Source organism: Corynebacterium frankenforstense DSM 45800, assembly GCF_001941485.1.
Lineage (GTDB): Bacteria > Actinomycetota > Actinomycetes > Mycobacteriales > Mycobacteriaceae > Corynebacterium > Corynebacterium frankenforstense.
In genome coordinates, this window is sequence record NZ_CP009247.1 from 1,577,605 (window position 1) to 1,598,456 (window position 20,852).

The 20,852-nt window shown below is 71.1% G+C and carries 21 protein-coding genes; 16 read left to right on the top strand and 5 right to left on the bottom strand.

Annotated elements, in window-relative coordinates:
* Positions 1 to 20: 20 nt before the first annotated feature.
* Positions 21 to 1,673, bottom strand: coding sequence for an arginine--tRNA ligase (gene argS, locus CFRA_RS06875; protein WP_075664023.1), 1,653 nt, complete (start codon positions 1,671 to 1,673; stop codon positions 21 to 23).
* A gap of 435 nt (positions 1,674 to 2,108) precedes the next feature.
* On the opposite strand from argS, the gene CFRA_RS06880 reads away from it, so the two are divergent.
* From CFRA_RS06880 to CFRA_RS06950, 15 genes are all read left to right on the top strand, one after another.
* The gene (locus tag CFRA_RS06880) at positions 2,109 to 2,894 is read left to right on the top strand and encodes a (Fe-S)-binding protein (RefSeq protein WP_075664024.1); all 786 of its coding nucleotides are present in this window, start codon (positions 2,109 to 2,111) and stop codon (positions 2,892 to 2,894) included.
* Positions 2,895 to 2,920: 26 nt separating this feature from the next.
* Positions 2,921 to 4,477 (top strand): LutB/LldF family L-lactate oxidation iron-sulfur protein, encoded by a 1,557-nt coding sequence (locus CFRA_RS06885; RefSeq protein ID WP_075664932.1) that lies wholly within the window; start codon positions 2,921 to 2,923, stop codon positions 4,475 to 4,477.
* Positions 4,474 to 5,127: a LutC/YkgG family protein gene (locus CFRA_RS06890; RefSeq protein ID WP_075664025.1), complete on the top strand. Its 654-nt coding sequence runs from the start codon at positions 4,474 to 4,476 to the stop codon at positions 5,125 to 5,127. Before CFRA_RS06885 ends, CFRA_RS06890 begins: the two co-directional genes overlap by 4 nt.
* A gap of 239 nt (positions 5,128 to 5,366) precedes the next feature.
* Positions 5,367 to 5,867, top strand: a complete 501-nt coding sequence (locus CFRA_RS06895) for a hypothetical protein (protein WP_075664026.1) — start codon at positions 5,367 to 5,369, stop codon at positions 5,865 to 5,867.
* A gap of 22 nt (positions 5,868 to 5,889) precedes the next feature.
* Positions 5,890 to 7,374: a molybdopterin-dependent oxidoreductase gene (locus CFRA_RS06900; protein WP_075664027.1), complete on the top strand. Its 1,485-nt coding sequence runs from the start codon at positions 5,890 to 5,892 to the stop codon at positions 7,372 to 7,374.
* A gap of 15 nt (positions 7,375 to 7,389) precedes the next feature.
* The gene (locus tag CFRA_RS06905) at positions 7,390 to 8,103 is read left to right on the top strand and encodes a hypothetical protein (protein ID WP_075664028.1); all 714 of its coding nucleotides are present in this window, start codon (positions 7,390 to 7,392) and stop codon (positions 8,101 to 8,103) included.
* A 31-nt stretch (positions 8,104 to 8,134) separates the two neighbouring features.
* Complete coding sequence (locus tag CFRA_RS06910; RefSeq protein ID WP_075664029.1) at positions 8,135 to 8,416, top strand: CBU_0592 family membrane protein; 282 nt, start codon at positions 8,135 to 8,137, stop codon at positions 8,414 to 8,416.
* A gap of 32 nt (positions 8,417 to 8,448) precedes the next feature.
* Complete coding sequence (locus CFRA_RS06915) at positions 8,449 to 8,751, top strand: CBU_0592 family membrane protein (protein ID WP_075664030.1); 303 nt, start codon at positions 8,449 to 8,451, stop codon at positions 8,749 to 8,751.
* A 24-nt stretch (positions 8,752 to 8,775) separates the two neighbouring features.
* Positions 8,776 to 9,396 carry a TetR/AcrR family transcriptional regulator gene (locus CFRA_RS06920; protein WP_075664031.1) on the top strand — a complete coding sequence of 207 codons (621 nt, stop codon included), beginning with the start codon at positions 8,776 to 8,778 and terminating at the stop codon, positions 9,394 to 9,396.
* Between the two features lie 34 nt (positions 9,397 to 9,430).
* Positions 9,431 to 10,477 carry a GTP 3',8-cyclase MoaA gene (gene moaA, locus CFRA_RS06925; RefSeq protein ID WP_083666884.1) on the top strand — a complete coding sequence of 349 codons (1,047 nt, stop codon included), beginning with the start codon at positions 9,431 to 9,433 and terminating at the stop codon, positions 10,475 to 10,477.
* 6 nt (positions 10,478 to 10,483) lie between these two features.
* Positions 10,484 to 11,704, top strand: coding sequence for a molybdopterin molybdotransferase MoeA (locus CFRA_RS06930; RefSeq protein WP_075664033.1), 1,221 nt, complete (start codon positions 10,484 to 10,486; stop codon positions 11,702 to 11,704).
* 11 nt (positions 11,705 to 11,715) lie between these two features.
* The gene (gene moaC / locus CFRA_RS06935; RefSeq protein WP_075664034.1) at positions 11,716 to 12,231 is read left to right on the top strand and encodes a cyclic pyranopterin monophosphate synthase MoaC; all 516 of its coding nucleotides are present in this window, start codon (positions 11,716 to 11,718) and stop codon (positions 12,229 to 12,231) included.
* Complete coding sequence (gene mobA, locus CFRA_RS06940; protein ID WP_245797511.1) at positions 12,232 to 12,828, top strand: molybdenum cofactor guanylyltransferase; 597 nt, start codon at positions 12,232 to 12,234, stop codon at positions 12,826 to 12,828.
* A gap of 7 nt (positions 12,829 to 12,835) precedes the next feature.
* Positions 12,836 to 13,630 (top strand): AAA family ATPase, encoded by a 795-nt coding sequence (locus tag CFRA_RS06945; protein WP_083666885.1) that lies wholly within the window; start codon positions 12,836 to 12,838, stop codon positions 13,628 to 13,630.
* The gene (locus CFRA_RS06950; RefSeq protein WP_083666886.1) at positions 13,627 to 14,400 is read left to right on the top strand and encodes an AAA family ATPase; all 774 of its coding nucleotides are present in this window, start codon (positions 13,627 to 13,629) and stop codon (positions 14,398 to 14,400) included. The genes CFRA_RS06945 and CFRA_RS06950 overlap by 4 nt, the downstream gene beginning before the upstream one ends.
* Positions 14,401 to 14,560: 160 nt before the next feature.
* On the opposite strand, the gene CFRA_RS06955 is transcribed toward CFRA_RS06950, so the two are convergent.
* The 4 genes from CFRA_RS06955 to CFRA_RS06970 form a co-directional block, all read right to left on the bottom strand.
* The gene (locus CFRA_RS06955) at positions 14,561 to 16,078 is read right to left on the bottom strand and encodes a hypothetical protein (protein WP_156887984.1); all 1,518 of its coding nucleotides are present in this window, start codon (positions 16,076 to 16,078) and stop codon (positions 14,561 to 14,563) included.
* 701 nt (positions 16,079 to 16,779) lie between these two features.
* The gene (dapF, locus tag CFRA_RS06960) at positions 16,780 to 17,688 is read right to left on the bottom strand and encodes a diaminopimelate epimerase (RefSeq protein WP_075664036.1); all 909 of its coding nucleotides are present in this window, start codon (positions 17,686 to 17,688) and stop codon (positions 16,780 to 16,782) included.
* A 90-nt stretch (positions 17,689 to 17,778) separates the two neighbouring features.
* Entirely contained in the window at positions 17,779 to 18,783 is a 1,005-nt protein-coding gene (miaA, locus tag CFRA_RS06965; RefSeq protein WP_083666887.1) for a tRNA (adenosine(37)-N6)-dimethylallyltransferase MiaA, read from the bottom strand.
* On the bottom strand, positions 18,784 to 19,374 hold the full coding sequence (locus tag CFRA_RS06970) for a hypothetical protein (protein WP_075664037.1): 591 nt from the start codon (positions 19,372 to 19,374) through the stop codon (positions 18,784 to 18,786).
* 116 nt (positions 19,375 to 19,490) lie between these two features.
* On the opposite strand from CFRA_RS06970, the gene CFRA_RS06975 reads away from it, so the two are divergent.
* Entirely contained in the window at positions 19,491 to 20,852 is a 1,362-nt protein-coding gene (locus CFRA_RS06975; RefSeq protein WP_075664038.1) for a DUF349 domain-containing protein, read from the top strand.

Below are 20,852 nucleotides of genomic sequence, written 5' to 3' on the forward strand. Positions count from 1 at the left end.
CGGTCACCTGGCGTCCCCCTCTACATCCGCTCCGGCGCGGTCACGCCGAGCAGGTCGAGGGCGTTGGCGAGCACCTGACGCGACGCGCGCGCCAGCTCGAGGCGCGCGGCGTGCCGGGCCGTGGGCTCCTCGTCCGCCTTCGGCAGGATCGGGCAGTTGTCGTAGAAGCGGTGGAAGACACCGGCCAGGCGCTCGGCGTAGCGGGCGACACGGTGCGGCTCGCGCAGCTCCGCGGCGGCGGTGACCACGGCCGGGAACTCGCCGAGGGTGCGGATGAGCTCGCCCTCGCGCTCGTGGGTGAGCGCGGCGAGGTCGGCCGCCGGCAGCTCGACGCCGGTCTCGGCGGCCTTGCGGTCCAGCGAGCACAGGCGCGCGTGGGCGTACTGGACGTAGTAGACGGGGTTGTCGTTGGACTGCGAGGCCCACAGGTCCAGGTCGATGTCCAGCGAGCTGTCCACCGAGGAGCGGATCATCGCGTAGCGCGCGGCGTCGACGCCGATCGCCTCGACGAGGTCGTCGAGGGTGATCACGGTGCCGGCGCGCTTGGACATCTTGACCGCCTGCCCGTCGCGCAGCAGGTTGACCATCTGGCCGATGAGCACCTCGACCTGCTCGGCGCGGTAGCCCAGGGCCACGGCGGCCGCCTTGAGGCGGGCGATGTAGCCGTGGTGGTCGGCGCCGAGCATGTAGATGCACAGGTCGTGGCCGCGGCCGATCTTGTCGCCGATGTAGGCGATGTCGCCCGCGATGTAGGCGGCGTCGCCGTCGGACTTGATGACGACGCGGTCCTTGTCGTCGCCGAAGTCGGTCGAGCGCAGCCACCAGGCGCCGTCGGCGAGGTAGAGCTCGCCGTTGTCCTTCAGCTTCTGGATCGCGGCGTCGACGGCGCCGGACTCGAACAGCGAGTTCTCGTGGAAGAAGACGTCGAAGTCGGTGCCGAACTCGTGCAGGGAGGACTTGATGTGGGCGAACATCATCTCCACGCCCTCGGCGCGGAAGATCTCCTGCGTCTCCTCCGGCCCGTGCTCGAGCGCGTCGGGGCGCTTGTCGACGACGCGTCGGGCGATGTCGGCGATGTAGGCGCCGCCGTAGCCGTCCTCCGGGGTCGGCTCCCCCTTCGCCGCGGCCACCAGCGAGCGCGCGAAGCGGTCGATCTGGCGGCCGTGGTCGTTGAAGTAGTACTCGCGGGTGACCTCGGCGCCGGCGGCCTCGAGCACGCGGCCCAGGGAGTCGCCGACGGCGGCCCAGCGGGTGCCGCCCAGGTGGATCGGCCCCGTCGGGTTGGCGGAGACGAACTCGAGGTTGATGCGGCTGCCCGCGTAGGTGTCCGCGTGGCCGAACCGCGCGCCGGCCTCCCGGATGCGGGCGACGATCTCGCCCTGGGCGGCCGCGGCCAGGCGGATGTTGAGGAAGCCGGGTCCGGCGACCTCGGCGGAGGCGACGGCGTCGTCCGCGCCGAGTGCGTCGGCCAGCCAGCCGGCGAGTTCGCGCGGGTTGACGCCGGCCTTCTTGGCCACCTGCAGGGCCAGGTTGGTGGCGTAGTCGCCGTGCTCCGGGTTGCGCGGCCGCTCGACGGTCACGGTCTCCGGGAGCACCGCGGTATCGAGGTTGTGGTCGGCGAAGACGGCCGAGGCCGTGGTGCCGATGAGTTCTCCGAGGGCTGCAGGTGTCATGGGCGCAGATTCTAACGCACAGGTCGCGCGCGTCCGGCACGACCGGGGCGTCGGAAAAATCGCATGGTCCCTATCTTTGACCCCGGTCACCCCCTCGGCGGCGTCCCCCGGGGCCCGTGCGGGGGCGCGGCGCCCGGCTCGGCGGCGCACGTCACACCCGGGGCGCCACCCCCGCCGGGGTAGCCGAAACGGAACCACCCGGACATTATCTTCGATCGCAAACGGAATAACGCAACACCGTCGTTGCATTAATAAGCCCAGGTGGCGGGCCTGACCCGCGGGCATGTCAACTAATTCTGCGCTAGAGTCGGGGGTGCCCCAAGGACCCGGACGCCCACCCCACCACCCCCGTCGCAGACGTCTCACGACGACCCCGGCGAGTTCGGCGGAGCGGACGTCCGTCTTCACGCCGAATACTCTCCAGGAGCCGCTCACATGCGCATCGCGCTCTTCTCCACGTGCATCGGCGACGCACTCTTCCCGGACGCCCACAAGGCGACGGCGATCCTGCTGACCCGCCTGGGTCACGAGGTCGTCTTCCCCGAGGGCCAGACCTGCTGCGGACAGATGCACATCAACACCGGCTACCAGCGTGAGGCGGTGCCGATCATCCGCACCTACGCCGACGCCTTCGCCGACCCGTCCATCGACTGCGTGGTCGCCCCCTCGGGCTCCTGCGCGGGCGCCGTGCGCGAACAGCACGTGCGCATCGCGGAGCGCTACGGCGACTCCGCCCTCGTCGACGGCGCCCACCGCGCCGCCGACAAGACCTACGAGCTGTGCGAGTTCCTCTGCGACGTCGAGCAGCGCACCGACCTGGGCGCCTGGTTCCCGCACCGCGTGACCTACCACGCCTCCTGCCACTCGCTGCGCTTCATCGAGGTCGGCGACAAGCCCTACCGGCTGCTCAACGCCGTCGAGGGCCTCGAGCTGGTCGACCTGCCCAACCACGAGGAGTGCTGCGGCTTCGGCGGCACCTTCTCCGTCAAGAACGCCGAGGTCTCCGCGGCGATGGTCTCGGACAAGGTCCGCAACATCAAGTCCACCGGCGCCGAGTACGTCACCGCCGGCGACTCCTCCTGCCTGATGAACATCGTCGGCGCCCTCTCGCGCCAGCGCACCGGCATCCGTGCCGTGCACATGGCCGAGATCCTCGCCTCCACCCGCGAGCACCCGTGGACCCCCGAGCGCGCCGCCTACCAGAGGGAGGCCATGCTGTGAGCGTCGTCAACCTCGGCCGCCCGGCCATGCCGCCGGTCGCCTCCCACTCCCCCAGCGCCCTGCGCGGCGACGTCGGCTTCACCACCGCCGCCCACACCGAGCTGGACAACGCCACCAAGCGGCGCAACCTGCACCACGCCACCACCTCGATCCGCGCCAAGCGCGCCCGCGTCGTCTCCGAGTGCGACGACTGGGAGCAGCTGCGCGACGCCGGCTCCGCGATCAAGCAGGAGGTCGCCGCCCACCTGCCCGAGCTGCTCGAGCAGTTCGAGGCGGCCGTCACCGCCCGCGGCGGCCACGTCCACTGGGCCCGCGACGCCGCCGAGGCCGGCCGGATCGTCACCGACCTGGTCAAGGCCACCGGCGAGACCGACGTGGTCAAGATCAAGTCGATGGCCACCCAGGAGATCGCGCTCAACGAGGTCCTCGAGGAGTCCGGCATCCACGCCCGGGAGACGGACCTGGCGGAGCTGATCGTCCAGCTCGGCCACGACCGCCCCTCCCACATCGTCGTGCCCGCGCTGCACCGCAACCGCGCGGAGATCCGCGACATCTTCGTGCGCGAGATGCCCAACACCGACGAGTCGCTGCCCGCGAACCCGCCCGAGCTGGCCGAGGCCTCCCGCCTCTTCCTGCGCGAGCAGTTCATGCGCGCCAAGGTCGCCATCTCCGGCTGCAACTTCGGTGTCGCGGAGACCGGCACGGTCTCCATCGTCGAGTCCGAGGGCAACGGCCGCATGTGCCTGACCCTGCCGGAGACCCTGATCTCCGTGATGGGCATCGAGAAGCTGCTGCCGCGCTTCTCCGACCTCGGCGTCTTCCTCCAGCTGCTGCCGCGTTCCTCGACCGGCGAGCGGATGAACCCCTACACCTCGCTGTGGTCCGGCACCACCGAGGGCGACGGCCCGCAGGACTTCCACGTCGTCATCCTCGACAACGGCCGCACCCACGCGATGGCCAACGAGATCGGCCGCGAGGCGCTCAAGTGCATCCGCTGCTCGGCGTGCCTGAACGTCTGCCCCGTCTACGAGCGCGCGGGCGGCCACTCCTACGGCTCCGTCTACCCGGGCCCGATCGGCGCGATCATCACGCCGCAGCTGACCGGCATCGACTCCACCGACGACCCCTCGGCCTCACTGCCCTACGCGTCCTCGCTGTGCGGGCGCTGCGACAGCGTCTGCCCGGTCAAGATCCCGATCACGGACATCCTGGTCGAGCTGCGCCACCAGAAGGTCGAGAACCACCGGCCGAAGATCGAGGGCGCCCTGCTCGACGCCGCGGGCGTGGCCATGGGCCACCCGAAGCTGTGGAACGCCGTCATGCAGCGGATCTTCCTCGGCCGCGTGCTCGGCGGGTTCGACAAGACCATCACCCACCTGCCGAGCTTCATGTCCGGCTGGACCGACGTGCGCGACACCGCCGTGCCCCCGAAGAAGTCCTTCCGCTCCTGGTGGAACTCCGACGAGGCGCGCGAGCTGCTCGACGAGGCCCGCCGCGAGGGCATGCCCGCCGAAGCGCAGGACGCCGGCGACGAGTCCGCCGAACAGGACAACGCGCAGGACAACGAGGAGGAGAACCGATGACCACCGCCGAGGAGCGCCGCAACGCCGACGCCAAGCGCGAGATCCTCCAGCGGGTCCGCGACGCCCAGCAGCTCTCGCACACCCCGGCCGAGGTCGAGGTGCCCCGCGAGTACAACACGACCTCCGAGATGGGCCGCGACGAGCTGCGTGAGCTGCTCATCGGACGCCTCGTCGACTACCGCGCCGACGTGACCCGCTCGAGCTCCGAGGAGCTGCCGGCCACCCTGGCCCGCGTGCTCTCCGAGCGCGGCGCACACACCGTGCGTTACGCGGAGGGGCTGGACACCGGCCTCTTCGCCGAGGTCGACGCCGAGTGCACCCCGGACTCCCGCGACTCCGACCCGCGCGAGCTCGACGCCGTCGACGCGGTGGTCACCGACTCGCACGTCTCGTGCGCGCAGACGGGCACGATCTGCCTGCAGTCCAACGCGACCAACGGCCGCCGTGCCCTGACGCTGGTGCCGGACCGGCACGTGTGCATCGTGCACATGGACACCGTGGTCTACGGCGTGCCCGAGATGGTCGACCGCCTCGACCCCGAGCTGCCCGTGACCATGATCTCCGGTCCCTCGGCGACCTCGGACATCGAGCTCGTCCGCGTCGAGGGCGTGCACGGCCCCCGCGACCTCATGGTCATCGTCGTCGACTGACCCCTTTTCACGGACTCACCCGTGCCAATCCCCCGGCTTTTCGGCCGGGGGCTTTTTCATGCCTTCTGCAACTGCGCTCACCTGGACATTTGTACGCTCGTACACTATGCATGCCCTGGGATTCGGCCTTAGACTCCGATGTGTCAAGCCCCACGGGAAACGTCGTTGATAAACCCCGGCGCATCAGCCGCCGCGCGTGGACGTCCCGGGGGACGGACTGACTGGAAAAGGGTCGCCCCATGAAAGAGATCAACGCGGTCGGCACCCCCAACGCCACCGAGGATGTGTTCCACCACATCCCGCCGGGCCGGGAGCGCGCGCCGTTCCTGCGCTACATCCGGATCAACCTGCCGCGCCTGACCAAGGCGCTGCTGTTGATCGTCGTCGCCGTCATCGGCGGCACCGCGGTGGCCGTGGCGCTCTCCGACCACCTCCCCTTCCCCGGGGCCGGGTTCGCGCTGTGGGCGGTGGCGGCACTGGCCGCCGTCTACCTCGCGCTCGGCCTGTGCACCCGGATGCGCATCTGGGACTACGGCAGCCTCGTGGCCACCGTCGCCGTGCTCGTCTACGTCGGCGGGCTCTTCGGCGACGCGCCCTACGTCTGGAACGGCGCGAGCGTCGAGCTGGCGGCGTGCTGGAACACGATGATGCTCGCCTCCGTCGCCTACTGGGTGCTCAACTGGGCCATCAACTACGGCATGATCGTCGCCTGGCCCGACGACCAGGGCTTCACGGACTGAGAGCCCGAAGGAGAAAGAGACAATGGAATTCGGATTTCCCTGGTGGCTGCGTGCCGAGCACTTCCTCAACATCATCTTCGTCACCTTCTTCATCCGCTCGGGCATCGAGATCCTGGGCACCTACCCGCGCCTGCACCGCAAGGTGCAGAACCAGCCCGGTGAGCACTGGGCCCAGTTCACGGTGAAGGAGAAGCCGAAGCACAAGTACTACGCGGTCGGCGCGGAGTACGAGAACTACTCCCCGATCGTCTCGCTGCCCGGCTACGGCAAGCTCGGCCAGGGCCGCTACTGGCACTTCATCATGGTGACCGGCTACGTCACCTGCTTCCTCATCTACTACGTCCTGCTGGCCGTCACCGGCCAGTGGCGCCGCTACGTCCCGCAGAGCTGGGACGTCTTCCCGCAGGCCCTCGACGACGTGGTGCACTACCTGGCCTTCCAGATCCCGCACGCGCAGGACGGCATGCCCTTCAACTCGGTGCAGCAGCTCTCCTACGCCTTCGTGATGCTGATCCTGCCGGCCTTCATGATCTTCACCGGCCTCTTCCAGGCCCCGGCCGTCAACACGCACTGGCCGCGGGTCACCAAGGCCCTCGGCGGCCGCCAGGTCATCCGCACCCTGCACTTCTGGGGCCTGATCATCTACCTGGTGTTCATCGTCATCCACGTCGCGATGGTCATCATGCACGGCTACGGCCACGAGGTCTCCAAGATGGTCTTCGGCCACTCGGACTCCCCGGTCGCCGGCGGCGTCATCTTCACCGCGCTGCTCGCCTTCGTGGTCTTCCTCCACGTGATCGCCACCAAGACCTCGCTGCACAAGCCGCACCTCGTGCGCCGGCTCAACAACACGCTGGTGCGCCCGCTGACCCGCCGGCTGATCAAGCTGCCCAGCCGCCAGGACTTCACCGGCTTCAAGACCGGCCGCCTATTCCGCGGCTCGGGCTGCCCGCCGGAGATCGACGAGTACACCGCGATGGTGGCCAACAACTACGAGGACGACTACTACCTCGAGATCGGCGGCTACGTGGAGCGCCCGATGGTGCTGTCCATGCGGGACCTGCGCGAACTGGCCAAGGACCATTCCCAGGTGACCATGCACAACTGCGTGCAGGGCTTCTCCTCGGTCGGTGAGTGGGGCGGCGTGCCGCTCAAGACGATCCTCGACCTGGCCCGCCCGCTGCCGGGTGCGACCGACGTCGTCTTCCAGAGCTTCCAGAACATGGGCCGCGACGACGCCGTCTACGACGAGGGCTTCTACTACGAGTCCGCGCCCATGGTCGAGGCCAACCAGCCGCAGACCCTGGTCGCCATCTCGCTCAACGGAAAGAACGTGCCGATCGAGAACGGCGCCCCGATGCGCATCCGGCAGGAGATCTCCACCGGCTTCCGCTCCATCAAGTGGGTCGAGCGCATCGACGTGGTCAACCGCTACGACATCGTCGGCAAGGGCCGCGGCGGCTGGTTCGAGGACAACGACGACTACGACCGCATGCAGATGATCTAGAAGGAGTCAGAGCACATGTATCCCGTCCACGAGGACATGATCCTCGACGACGCCGCCCGCGAGCGGGTGCGCGCCTACATCGAGGAGACCGGCTTCGGCTTCCCGGGCACCGGGCCCGACGACTACGAGATCCTGCCCGTCGCCCGCTACCTCGGCTGGAACTTCACCCGCGAGGACCTCGACGCCTTCGCCGTCGGCCTGCGCTGCCTGCGCCCCGACATGCGCCGCCGGCACACCTTCATCCGCATGAGCCAGGGGCAGCTGACCGGCGAGCCCGACGCGAAGGTGCTCGAGCTCAACGAGCCGGTGCTGGCCACCGACACGCTGCGGATGCGCCGCTGGCGCGACACCGAGACCGGCCCGTCGCGCACCGGCGTCGACTCCTACGCCACCGAGGACGGCTCCGAGCCGGGCGTCGACCGCGACCTGCGCATGCTGCACGACACACTCGCCGACGTCCGCCGCTTCGCCGACGCCGGCGGCGGGCCGACCACGGAGGGCCAGCGCGACCTCGGCGTCGACTTCGGCCTGCTGCTGGCCGGCCGGTACCCCCGGCTGAAGTACCTCGAGAAGGAGGGCAGGCTGCGCACCGACCAGCTCGAGAGCCTGCACGCCTTCGACGCCGACTTCGCCGGCATGACCGACACGCTGCGCGCGCTGGCCCTGCCGACCGTCGAGGACTACCGCCGCCCCGAGAAGCGCCGGCACGCCGAACACAACGACCGCTGAGGCCCACCGGCCTCACCCAGAAAGGAACATCATGGAACTCGATGTCATGACCGTGACGGGGCTGATCGCCTCCGTCGCCCTCCTCGCCGGCTTCGCGCTGCTCACCCTGGGCAAGCTGACCGCCGAGCACTACACCTACCAGTGGCTCAACGCCATCGGCGCAGGCTTCCTGGCCTACTCCGCCTTCGTCACCGAGCCGATCAACATGGGCGTCTTCCTCACCGAGGTGATCTGGAGCCTCATCGGCTTCTACGGCATCTTCAAGATCTGGCGCAAGCGCCGCGCCGCCGAGACGCCCGCGCGCGTCAACTGATCCCCCGTCCCTCACCTCAAGAAAGGCATCCCATGGAAACTCTCGCCGGATCCTACGTCATCGGCCTCATCGGCGGCGCGCTGTTCGTCATCGCCTTCGCCGGCCTCAACTTCGGCCTGCTCAAGTCGGACTCCTACATCTACCAGGGCCTGAACTTCCTCGGCGGCGCGGCCTTCGTCTACACCGCCATCAAGCCCTTCAACGTCGGCCTCTTCGTCACCGAGTTCGTCTGGGCCGTCGTCGGCCTCTACGGCATCTGGCTGGCCTACCGCACCTCTCGGCGCCGCAGCGAGGCGCCGACGGCCGAGGAGGTCCCGCCGAACACCCCGGCCTGACCGACCCGGGTAGCGTGGACCCTTATGGACCCTGACGCGCCCGCCCCGCGCAACCCCCGGCACGACCCGGGGCGGCGCGACCGCATCATCGACGCCGCCCTCGACGTGATCGCCGACGACGGCGTCGAGGGCACCTCGCTGCGCAAGATCGCCGCCCGCGCCGGCGTGCCCCTCGGCTCGCTCACCTACTACTTCGACGGCCGCGAGGACCTCATCGCCGAGGCCTTCCTCCGCTTCACCGACCTCTCCGCCGCCGAGTTCCGCACCGCCTTCGCCGCCGCCGACGACCTCGCCTCCGCCCGCGAGGCCGTCGTCTCCGCGCTGACCAGCGAGTCCACCGTCGCCGAGCGCGGCGTCTCGCTGTCCATCGAGATCTACGCCCTGGCCCTGCGCGCCCCGCGCTACCGGGCGATCTTCCTGCGCTGGGTGCGCCGCTGCCGCGAGGCGATGTCCCGCCACTTCGACTGGCCGACGACGCTGGTCCTCGACTCGCTCTACGAGGGCCTGCTCATCCACCGCCACCTGCAGAACCACGCCCACGACGAGGCACTGATCCGGCTCGCCGTCGAGCGCATCACCCCGCCGGAGAGCTACCACGGCACCGGCGAGCCCTCCGGCCCGCCGCCCGAGGAGAGGTTCCTTTAATTCCGACTCGACCGGACTTATCATTGGAGGGACCATGACCCGAGACAGCACCTCTCTCCAGGTCCTCCCCCTCGAGGACCGTTACGGCCGCGTCGCCCGCGACCTCCGCGTGTCTCTGACCGACCGCTGCAACCTGCGCTGCACCTACTGCATGCCCGCCGAGGGCCTCGAGTGGTTCCCCACCGCCGAGACCCTCGACGACTCCGAGACCCTGCGCCTGATCCGCATCGCCGTCGAGGACCTCGGCATCCGCCAGGTCCGCTTCACCGGCGGCGAGCCGCTGCTGCGCCGCTCGCTCGAGGACATCGTCGCCGCGACCAAGCGCCTGCGCACCGACTCCGGCACCGCCCCGCAGACCGCGATCACCACCAACGGCCTGGGCCTCGACAAGCGCGCCGCCCGCCTGGCCGCCGCCGGCCTCGACCGCGTCAACATCTCCCTGGACACCCTCGACCCCGAGCACTACCGCCGGCTGACCCGCCGCGACCGCCACGCCGGGGTCCTGCGCGGCATCCAGGGCGCCCTCGACGCGGGGCTGACCCCGGTCAAGATCAACACGGTGATCATGCCCGGCATCAACGACCACGACATCGTCTCCCTGGCCGCCTTCGCCCTCGAGCGCGGCCTCGAGCTGCGCTTCATCGAGCAGATGCCGCTGGGCCCGCCGGACCAGTGGGACCGCGCGCGCATGGTCACCGCCGAGGACATCCTCGCCGACCTGCGCACCCGCTTCGAGCTCACCCCCGCCGCCGAGCCGCGCGGCTCCGCACCCGCGGCCGTCTGGGACGCCGTCGACCGCGAGGACCCACGGGTCAGCGGCCGCATCGGCGTGATCGCCTCCGTGAGCCACCCGTTCTGCGGCACCTGCGACCGCACCCGCCTGACCACCGACGGCGCCGTGCGCAACTGCCTGTTCGCCCGCGAGGAGACCTCGCTGCGCGACCTCATGCGCGCCGGCGCCACCGACTCCGAGCTCGCCGACGCGTGGCGCGCCGTGATGTGGGCGAAGCTGCCCGGCCACGGCATCGACGAGCCCTCCTTCATCCAGCCGGACCGCCCCATGTCCGCGATCGGCGGCTAGCGCACGATGCCCACCCAGCCGCACCGGCGCGACGTCGTCAATCACCTGCGCGCCGTGCAGGAACTCGTCTCTCCCCTGCCCGGGCGCACCGTCGCCGTCGCCGGCGCCGATAGCCGCCGGGTAATTGCCGACGCCGCGCGCGCCCTGCGCGCGGTGCCGCCCGCCGACGTCTCCGCCGTCGACGGTTACGTCGCCCGCGTGCGCGACCTCGCCGTCGGCACGCGCCTCCCCGTCGCCGGGGACATCCCCGCCGGCCACCCGCCCGTCGTCATCCCACCCGGCGCCGCCGTGCGCATCATGACCGGCGCGGTGGTGCCCGCCTGCGACGACGACGTCGCCGTGGTCCCCGTCGAGGACACCGACGCCCCGCGCGTGGCGCTGCCCGCCCACGTCACCGTCACCGCGCTGAACGCAGGCCGCACGAACATCCGGCACGCCGGCGAGCACCTGCGCGCGGGTGACGTCGCCGTGCCCGCGGGGCTGCCGCTCGACGCCGGGACGCTCGCCACGCTCGTCTCCTGCGGGGTCGAGTCCGTCACCGCCCGGCCGGTGCCGCGGGTGTGCGTGGTGACCACCGGCGACGAGACCGCGCCCGACGCCCGCCCCGAGCCGTGGCGCATCCCCGACTCCAACGGGCCGATGCTCACCCGCCTGATCACCGACTTCGGCGCCGAGGTCAGCGCCGCGCACTGCCGCGACGACACCGCCACGCTCGCCGCGGTCCTCGATCAGGCGGCCGCCGGCTGCGACCTGATCGTCACCGCCGGCGGCATCTCGGCCGGGGCCTTCGACGTGGTCAAGGAGCTGGGGCGCGCCGCCACCGCAGACGGGCGCGCGCGGATGGACTTCCACCCGCTGGCCATGCACCCCGGAAAGCCGCAGGGCGCCGGGCTCTGGGGCGACACGCCGGTGGTCTGCCTGCCCGGCAACCCCGTGGCCGCGTGGACCTCGGCCGTGCTCTTCGTCGCCCCCGCCGTGCGCCGCCTCGCGGGGATGCCCGCCGTGGGTTCGCTCGAGGAGCTGCCCCGGTGCGCGCTCCCCCTCGACGGGGAGCTCGCACCGCGTCACGGGGGTGTCTCCGCGGCTCCGGTGCGCCTCGACTGGGCCGCGGGTGTGGCCCGGATGTCGGCGGCCCGCGGCTCCCACATGGTCGGCGCGCTCGCGGGGGCCGACGGCCTCGCGGTCGCGCGCCCGGACGCGGCCACCGTCGTGCTGCGCGCCCGCTAGACTCGGTGCCCATGACCAGTTCCGAACCTCGCGAACCCCAGTTGACCCACATCGACTCCCGGGGGCAGGCCCGCATGGTGGACGTCACCGCCAAGACGCCGACCGTGCGCTCGGCCACCGCCCGGGGCGAGGTCGCCTGCTCACCCGACATCCTCGCCGCGCTGCGCGACGGCACGGTGCCCAAGGGCGACGTGCTCGCCACCGCCCGCATCGCGGGGATCTCGGCGGCGAAGAAGGTCCCGGACCTGCTGCCGCTGGCGCACGTGATCGGGGTGCACGGCTGCGTGGTCGACCTCTCGATCGAGGACGACCACGTCGCGGTGTCCGCCACCGTGCGCACCGCGGACCGCACCGGGGTCGAAATGGAGGCGCTGACGAGCGTGACCGTCGCCTGTCTGGCCGTGATCGACATGGTCAAGGGCGTCGACCGCTCCGCCTACATCCGCACCTGCGCGATCGTGGCAAAATCAGGGGGCAGGTCGGGCGACTGGTCGCGTCCGATGCCAGGCCGAACGGAGGAGTCTTAAATGTCCAGCATCCACGCCATCGTCCTCGCCGGTGGGCAGGGCAAGCGCATGGGCAACGTCGACAAGGCGCTCGTGCGCGTCGGCGGCGTGCGCCTGATCGACGCGGTCCTGCGTCAGCTGCCCGGGCCGGAGATCGTCACGGTGGTCTCGCCGAGCGAGATCCTCGATCTGCCCGAGGGCATCCGCCAGGTCAGTGAGAAGCCCGCGGGCGGTGGCCCCGTCGCCGGCATCGCCGCGGCCTTCGACGCCACCTGCCGCTACACCATGGTGCTCACCGTCGACGCCCCGCACGCGCCGGCGCTGATCGCCCCGCTCTACCGCACCCTCGAGCGCGCCAAGGACGCCGACGTCGCCGTCGTCGAGTCGGACGACGGCCAGCTGCAGCACCTCTGCCAGCTGTGGCGCACCCCGGCGCTGCGCAAGGCGCTCGACGGTGTGGCCGCCACGCACGGCGGCGCGCGCGACGTCGCCGCCCGCGAGCTCATCGCGGACGTCGAGATGATCAAGATGCCGGGCACCGGCGAGGAGAAGGACTACGACACCGTCGAGGAGCTCTCCGCCCTCGGCGAGGTCCAGGTGCCCGAGCAGGACTACTGACGGTTCCATGGTCGGCGGCTCGGGCGTCAGCTCCACGGTCGGCGGCTCGGGCGTCGGCGGCTCGCGCGGCCGGGGTGGCCCGGGCCCGGCGTTTGTCACGTCGGTGCGCCTGTCCTGCCCCGCCGCCGACCTGCCCGGATACCTCGCCGGGCTGCCACTGACCCGCGCACTCGAGCGCGAGCCGCTCGAGCTGACCCGCCCGGTCACCGTCATCGGCGGGGAGAACGGCTCCGGCAAGTCCACCCTCGTCGAGGCCGTCGCCGTCGCGGCGGGCTTCGACGCCATGGGCGGCTCCCGCAACGCCCGCCAGTACGGCTCGGAGCAGACGGTCTCCCCGCTCTCCGGGCACATCGTGCTCACCCGCCGGCACAACCCGCGCGACGGCTGGTTCCTGCGTGGCGAGACCCACCTCGACACGGTCCGCTACTACGCGGGGCTCGGCACGCAGCTGCAGCTGACGGAGCTCAGCCACGGCGAATCCCTCATGGGCCTGGTCTCGAAACGCTTCCACGGCGACGGACTGTTCATCCTCGACGAGCCCGAAGCCGGTCTCTCCGTCTTCCGCCAGCTGGAGCTCCTGGGCCACATCGCGAATCTGGCCGCGGCGGGCGCCCAGTTCATCGTGGTCACCCACTCCCCCGTCCTGATGGCCGTGCCCGGCGCACAGCTGCTCGAACTGCGCGACGGCCGGCTCGAGCCCACCGACTTCGACGCCATGGAGGCGGTCACCGCGACCCGCGAGTTCATCGCGGACCCCGCCGGCACCGCGGCCTTCCTCACCGACGACGAGGGTCGTCCATGAGTGCCCTGCGCAACCATCCCGGCCTCTTCGTCGACGGCTTCTACCTGCTGTCTTCGGACTCGCCGCGCGCGGCATCCGCTCCCCCGGTCCCGGATTGGGTGATGCAGCTGCCGGTGTTCCGCACGGTCTCGGCCGGGCGCACCCTGTCCTTCTCCTCCCCGGTCACGGTCATCACCGGCGAGAACGGGACCGGCAAGTCGACCTTCCTCGAGGCGCTCGCCTACAGCTGCCGCTTCCCGACGCACGGCGGCCCCTGGACCGGCAACCCCGGACCCGCCGCAGAGAACCACCTCTTCGGCCGGGCGGCGGCGCTGATGACCAACCGCCCGATGGCCGGTTGGTTCCTGCGCGCCGAGTCGCACCACCGCGTCGGCCGCGAGCTCGGTGCGGACGGGCCGGGAGTGCGCGACATCAACGCGATGTCGCACGGCCAGTCCGTCGCCCACGTCATCCGGGAGGCCTTCCACGCGTCGGGGCTCTACATCCTCGACGAGCCCGAGTCCGGTCTCTCGGCCGTGCGCCAGATGGCTCTGATGGCCGAGCTCCACCAGATCGCCGAGCTGGGCGCGCAGGTCATCGTCGCCACCCACTCCCCGATCGTCACCGCGGTCCCGGGCGCGGCCATCTGGGAGATCGACCGCGAGGCGGGCATCCGTCACCGCGACCGGGTCACAGACACCGTCGCCTTCCAGGCCATGGAGGACTTCCTCGCCGACCCGGCCGGCATCGCCGACTACATGGTCGACGTCACCGCCGAAGACATGCACTGATTTCTCCTCTCCTTCGATTTCCGACGTCCCGTCGGTCGCCGTCGGCGACCGACCCCGCGGTTGCGCGGTGCTCTTTGTCTGCGGGCACCGGGTCAGAACGGAACCGGTGCCGCCGGCCAGGTGTCCCAGAACGGCCCCGATGCTCCATAACCGGACCGGGTCAGAAGGGCACCGGGGCGGCCGGGTCGTAACCGATCTTTTCGTTATGCGCTGCCCGGTCCGCCTCACCCCGAGCCCTGGCCCGCTCCTCAGCCTGCCGGCGGTGCTCCGCCACCGTCATCGCAAGACGCGCCCCACCCGGTGTCAGAGGCCCGTCCGGGACGCTGACCTGGAAGATGTTGCCCGGCAACAACCACACCGTCATCCCCGACACCGGATCGTGGAGGTATTTGACCTGCCCGTCGGTCTTCAGGTTGTGCCAGTGCTGCGACACCCGAGAGGCATTATCCAGTGCCGTGGCCCCGCCCTCCTCGTGAGGGATCCGGTGCTCGAACTGCGTGGCCGGTGTCTTCGTCGTCGACGACGGACCAGAACAGTCCGCGTGCACACCCGTAACCCAGGCGTCCAACCCCATCGTCGGGTCATGGGCGGCGGTTTCCTCCTGCCGGCCCACGGTGGCGTCTTTGACGACGGTGACCATCTCCTCCCAGCGGGCCTGCGCGGCAGGCGACAGCCAGCCGGCACCGGGCAGCCACATCGGCGCTTCGGTCAGATCACCGGCCTGGTAGACCCACTTGGTGACCGTGACGGTGGTGTTGTCGGTCAACGTGTCGTAGAACGCCTGGGTCAGACTCGTCCCATCGGAGATGGATTTCGTCTGCAGCACGGCGTTGAGGATGCTGGCCTGATCATCGGGCAGGGTGATGCGGTACTCGGTCACCCCGGCAATCGAGTCGTCGGTCTCGAAGATGCCGGGTATCGGTGCGGGTGTGCCGTCGTCGTCGAAGTCGCGGGGCAAGCGGATCTCGGGGTCGTAGAGGTTGACCAGTTCGTTGATCTTGTCGCTGATCTTCGAGGTCGTCGGCAACGCCTGCCTCGGTGCGGTCGGGGTCAGAAAGTCGGTGATGCCTTCATCGATGCGGTCCAGGATCTCGGGGTCTTTCACGGCCATGACGGCAGCGCCGATGGTGCGAAGGGAGGTGACCTCGATGTGGAAGAGCATCTCCTGCAGTGCCTTCAGACGGGGCAGTTTGTCGATGTAGGCGCCGAGCGAGGTCACGTAGGAGTCTTTGATCGTGTAGCGGCTGACTGCGGTGGAGGCGGCCATGCGTGTCGAGTAGGCGGTGATGGTCTCGTCGGCGCGGGGTTGGTTGTCCATCCAGATCTCGTAGTCGAGGCGTCGCTTCAATTGGCTTTTCACGGCCACGGGGTCGGTCTGGTCGGTATTCGAGAAGTAGTTGGGTGGGTTGGTGCCGTCTTTTTGTGGGATGTGTCCTGCGGGGGCCTGGTTTTTCCGCCACCGGTTGGCCCGCATCAGGCGCAGTTCCGCCTCGCGTCGGTTACGGGCGGCTTGGCGGGCGCGGAGTCGGGTCTTGATTTTCTTGGCGGCGATGCGTTGGCGCCGGCTGGTCTCCTGCCCGATGGCCGTGCGGCGGGCTTGGGGGATTCCGAGCCTCTTTTTGATGTGGGTGTTCGATCCTTTGTGGTGGCCTTTTCGTTGTCCCCGGTGGTGTCTCATGGTCCTTTCTACCCCCTGGTTATGTGGTGTGTGCTGGCGTTTTGTTGTGTCTTGTGTGTTCGGGTTTCAGTGTAGTGGAGGGGTGTGACACGGGTCGATTATGCGTTCGAATTTGGGTCGTGAGCTTGGCTTGGGCGGGTCCCGGATGGTGGTTGCAGTAGGTCATTGCGCCGACGTTCCGAAGTCGCCATCGGCGGGGCTGGATGGGGACTGCAGTAGGTCACTGCGCCGGGCTCGAGGGGCGATTGAAACGACCGACTGGCGGATCCGGCAGTAGATCAGTGCGCCGGGGTTGAGTGGGCGACGGTCTGTGGCCTCGCCGGTGCCGGCCGGATCCCGGAGTGGATCGCTGCACCACCGTCCCAACACCAGCATCCGCGGGACTTGATGGGGATTGCAGTAGGTCACTGCATCGGTGCCGAGATGGAGGAGGCCCGTGGTGTCGCGGGTGCCAGCCCGGGTATTGCGGGGGTTACTGCGTTGCGATCTCGAGGCCGGCACTCGAGGGCCCGGGCGGTCCTTGCAGTGAGTTACTGCATCGGGTGCCAGCGGTCGGCAGGCTCTCGGGACCGGTGGGGCGCGGCGGTCGACTCAAGGCTGGCGGTAGATCACTGCACCGCCATCTTGGGGCGGACATGCATCCGGGGACGGCACAGCCGCAGTAGATCACTGCGCCGCCCGGCCCCGGCCCCCGAAAACTGCTAGAGCACCATCTCGCCGGTGGCGACGATGCGGGACGGGCCGGTGAGCGTCGCCTCGACGGCGGGAGCGCCTTCAGCGCCCTCAGCACGACCAGCACCCTGCTGCCCCCGCTCCCCCGTCTCCTCGATCTCGACGACGACCTCACCGCCGGGCACCCGGACGGTGACCGCACCGGTGGCCACGCCGGCGTCGGCGAGCGCGGCCGTCGCCGCGGCGACGGTGCCGGTACCGCAGGAGCGGGTCTCGCCCACGCCGCGCTCCCACACACGCATGGTGACCGCGCCGTCGGAAAGCGGGGTGAGCACCTCGACGTTGACGCCGGCCGGGAAGAACTCGGGGTCGAACTCGGGCGCGCACAGCGCCAGATCCCGGATCGTCGCCGCGTCCGCGTCCGGCAGCACGGCCGCCAGGTGCGGGTTGCCGACGTCGACGCCGAGCCCGGCGAAGTCGAAGTCCCCCATCCGTGCCGTCGACACCCCGGTCACGGTCGCCGCACCCATGCGCACGCTGACGCGCGCGTCGTACTCCGAGCACTCGAGGACGCGCACCTGGCGGGCCCCGGCGCGCGTGCCCACGGTGAACTCGTCGGTGTCGACGAGCCCGCGCGAGCGCAGCCAGTGGGCGAAGACGCGCACGCCGTTGCCGCACATCTCGGCGACCGAGCCGTCGGCGTTGCGGTAGTCCATGAACCAGTCGTCCCCGGCGACGCCCTCGGGCAGCGCGGGGATCTCGCCGGCGGCCACGAGAGCCCCGGCGCGCACCACGCGCAGCAGGCCGTCGCCGCCGATGCCGGCGCGGCGGTCGCACACGGCGGCGACGCGCTCGGGCGGGAACGCCACCGCGGCGTCGGGGTCGGAGACGATGACGAAGTCGTTCTCGGTGCCGTGGCCCTTGGCGAAGGGCGTCACGACCGCGTTCGAAGCGTTCGAAGCGTTAGAGGCGTTCGAGGCGTCAGAGACAGAAGAAGCAGACTCAGCGTTCACCGCTCCGAGTCTAGATCAGGCCTGGCGCACATCGAGGACAGCCAGCGCCTCGCCCAGCGGGTCGCCCGCGGCGTCCAACCACCGGATGCGCTTGTCCCGGCGGAACCAGGAGCGCTGCCGGCGCACGTAGCGCCGCGTGCCGGACTCGGTGCGCTCGACGGCCTCCTCCGCGCTGAGCAGCCCGGCGCGCATGTCGAGCACCTGCGCGTAGCCGATGGCCCGACCGGCGGTCGACTCGCGCTGCAGCCCCGCGGCCACGAGGCGGTCGACCTCCTCGACGAGCCCGGAGTCGAACATGGCGCGGGTGCGCCGGGCGATGCGGTCGTTGAGCCAGGCGCTCTCGGTGGAAAGCCCCAGGATCCGCGTGCCCCAGCGGGGAGGCTGGTCGCGCGGCGGCTGGCTGGCGGCGAAGGGCCGCCCGGTCAGCTCGACGACCTCGAGGGCGCGGGCGATGCGCCGCCCGTCGTTGTCCTCGATCACGCGCGCGGCCTCCGGGTCGACGCGCTCGAGCTCGGTGTGCAGGCCCGGCGCGCCGAGCTCCTCGAGGCGGGCCAGGTACCGGCCGCGCACCTCCGGATCGGTGGGCGGGAAGGTGAAGTTGTCCACGAGGGCCTGGTAGTAGAGCATCGACCCGCCGACGAGCACGGGCACCCGCCCACGCCCGCGGATCGCCTCGACGTCGGCGGCGGCCTCGCGCTGGTAGCGGGCCACGGAGGCGGGCTCGGTGACGTCGAGGACGTCGAGCTGGTGGTGCGGGATGCCGCGGCGCTCGGCGACGGTGAGCTTGGCGGTGCCGATGTCCATGCCGCGGTAGAGCTGCATGGAGTCGACGTTGACCACCTCGCCGCCGAGGTGTTCGGCGAGCGCGAGGCCGAGCTCCGACTTGCCGGAGGCCGTCGGCCCCACGACGGCGACCGGGCGCGGCGCGGCGCCGGCGGCGCCCACGGAGCCCTCGAAGCCCTCGGAGCCCTCGGCACCCTCGGAGCCCTCGGCGCCTGCAGAAACAGAGGAGGAGACCATTTACCCGACCTCCACCGTCAGGCGCGCGAGGTAGCGCCCGACGCCCGTGGTGGTGTCGGCGTCGACGAGCTCGGCGTCGACGACGGGGAACCCCGCCAGCTCGAGCCACAGCTCGGGCTCGAGCACGCCGGCGGCGCGCAGGTCCGCGGCCGACCACGGCTCGGGGGCCTCGCCGGCGAGCAGCGCGCGGCACCAGGCGTCGGCCTCGGCCGCGCCGTCGAGGAGCGCGAGCGGGGCGCGCGCGGTCAGCCCCGCCGAGCCGTCCAGGGCGAGCAGGGTGAGCGCCTCCGGGTCGGGACGGTCCAGGGAACCGCGCGCGGCGCGCACCGGGACGTCGACAATTGAGCGTTGCACCAGCTCGGGGAGGTAATTGCCGACGTCGTGCCGCACCTGCGGTGCGCCCCAGGCGCCGAGGGAGCCGGTGCGGGCGGTGTACCACCGCCGGTCGCGGGAGCCGACGAGGTCGAGCGGGCGGTCGGCGGTGACGAGGGCGCGCACACCGGCGGCGAGGCGCCGGGCGGGCTCGTCGCGCGGCGCGAGCTCGGGGACGAGGGCCGGGCTTCCCGGCATGGCCACGATTGTCGCGTGCATGCCTCGAGCCTAACCGGCTAGATTGTTGGCAACGGGGCGCACCGCCCCTGCCCCACCCGTCGACCCGGTCGCGGGCCCCGCCCGCGGCACTGACCTCCACCGAAGGAGACAGACGCATGACTGACCCGACCCCCGGCACGCCCACCCCGTCGCCGCGGCCCACCCCCGGCGCGATGCCGGGCCGGATCCCCACCCCCGGCGATCTCGCGCGGCCCGCGGCGACCCCGAAGCCGAAGCCGACGCCGAAGCCCGCGCCGGCGCAGGACCCGCACCGCTTCGGGCGCGTCGCCGAGGACGGCACCGTCTACCTGGTCACGGCGGACGGCGAGCGCGAGATCGGGCAGTGGCAGGCGGGCACGCCCGAGGAGGGGCTGCGCCACTTCGCGGGCCGCTACGACGACCTGGTCACCGAGGTCGCCGTGCTCGAGTCGCGCCTGTCGAGCCACCCCGAGGACGCCGACGCCATCCGCGCGCAGGCCGCCACGCTGGCCGAGGGCCTCGACGAGGCCGCCGTCATCGGCGACATCGAGGCGCTGCGCGCACGCCTGGGCCGCATCCGCCGGGAGGCGGGCGACGCGAAGGGCCGCGTCGAGGAGTCGCGCAAGCGGCGCCGCGAGGAGGCCGTCGCCGCCAAGGAGAAGCTGATCGCGGAGACCGAGGACATCGCGGAGAACTCCACGCAGTGGAAGGCCGCCGGCGACCGCATCCGCGCCATCCTCGAGGAGTGGAAGAAGATCCGCGGCATCGACCGCGCCACCGACGACCGGCTGTGGAAGCGCTACGCGCGCGCCCGCGACGCCTTCCACCGCCGCCGCGGCGCCCACTTCGCCGAGCTCGACCGGGGCCGCGCAGCCGCCAAGCGCCGCAAGGAGGAGCTCGTCGAGCGCGCCGTCGCGCTGCAGGACTCCACCGAGTGGCGCGAGACCGCGCGCGCCTACCGCGACCTGATGCAGGAGTGGAAGGCCGCCGGGCGCGCGCCGCGGGAGGCCGACGACAGGCTCTGGGAGCAGTTCCGCGCCGCGCAGGACAAGTTCTTCGGCGCGCGCGACGCCGTCAACGCGGAGAAGGACCGCGAGTTCGCGGCCAACGGCGAGGCCAAGGACGCGCTCATCGCCGAGTACGAGCCCCTGATCGACCCGGACAAGAACCTCGACCAGGCCCGCGCGAAGCTGACCGAGCTGCAGGAGAAGTGGGACGAGATCGGCTACGTGCCCAAGTCCCGCATGCGGGAGCTCGAGGACAAGATCGCCGGCCTGGAGAAGCGGGTCACCGACGCCGAGCGATCGAAGTGGCGCCGCACCGACCCCGAGGCCCAGGAGCGCGCCGCGCAGTTCACCCGCCGCGTCGACGAGCTCACGGCCCAGGCCGAGCAGGCCGAGGAGCGCGGCGACGCGAAGAAGGCGGAGCAGCTGCGCGCGCAGGCCGCCCAGTGGTCCGCCTGGGCCGAGACCGCCGCCGAGGCGCTCGAGGACCGCTGA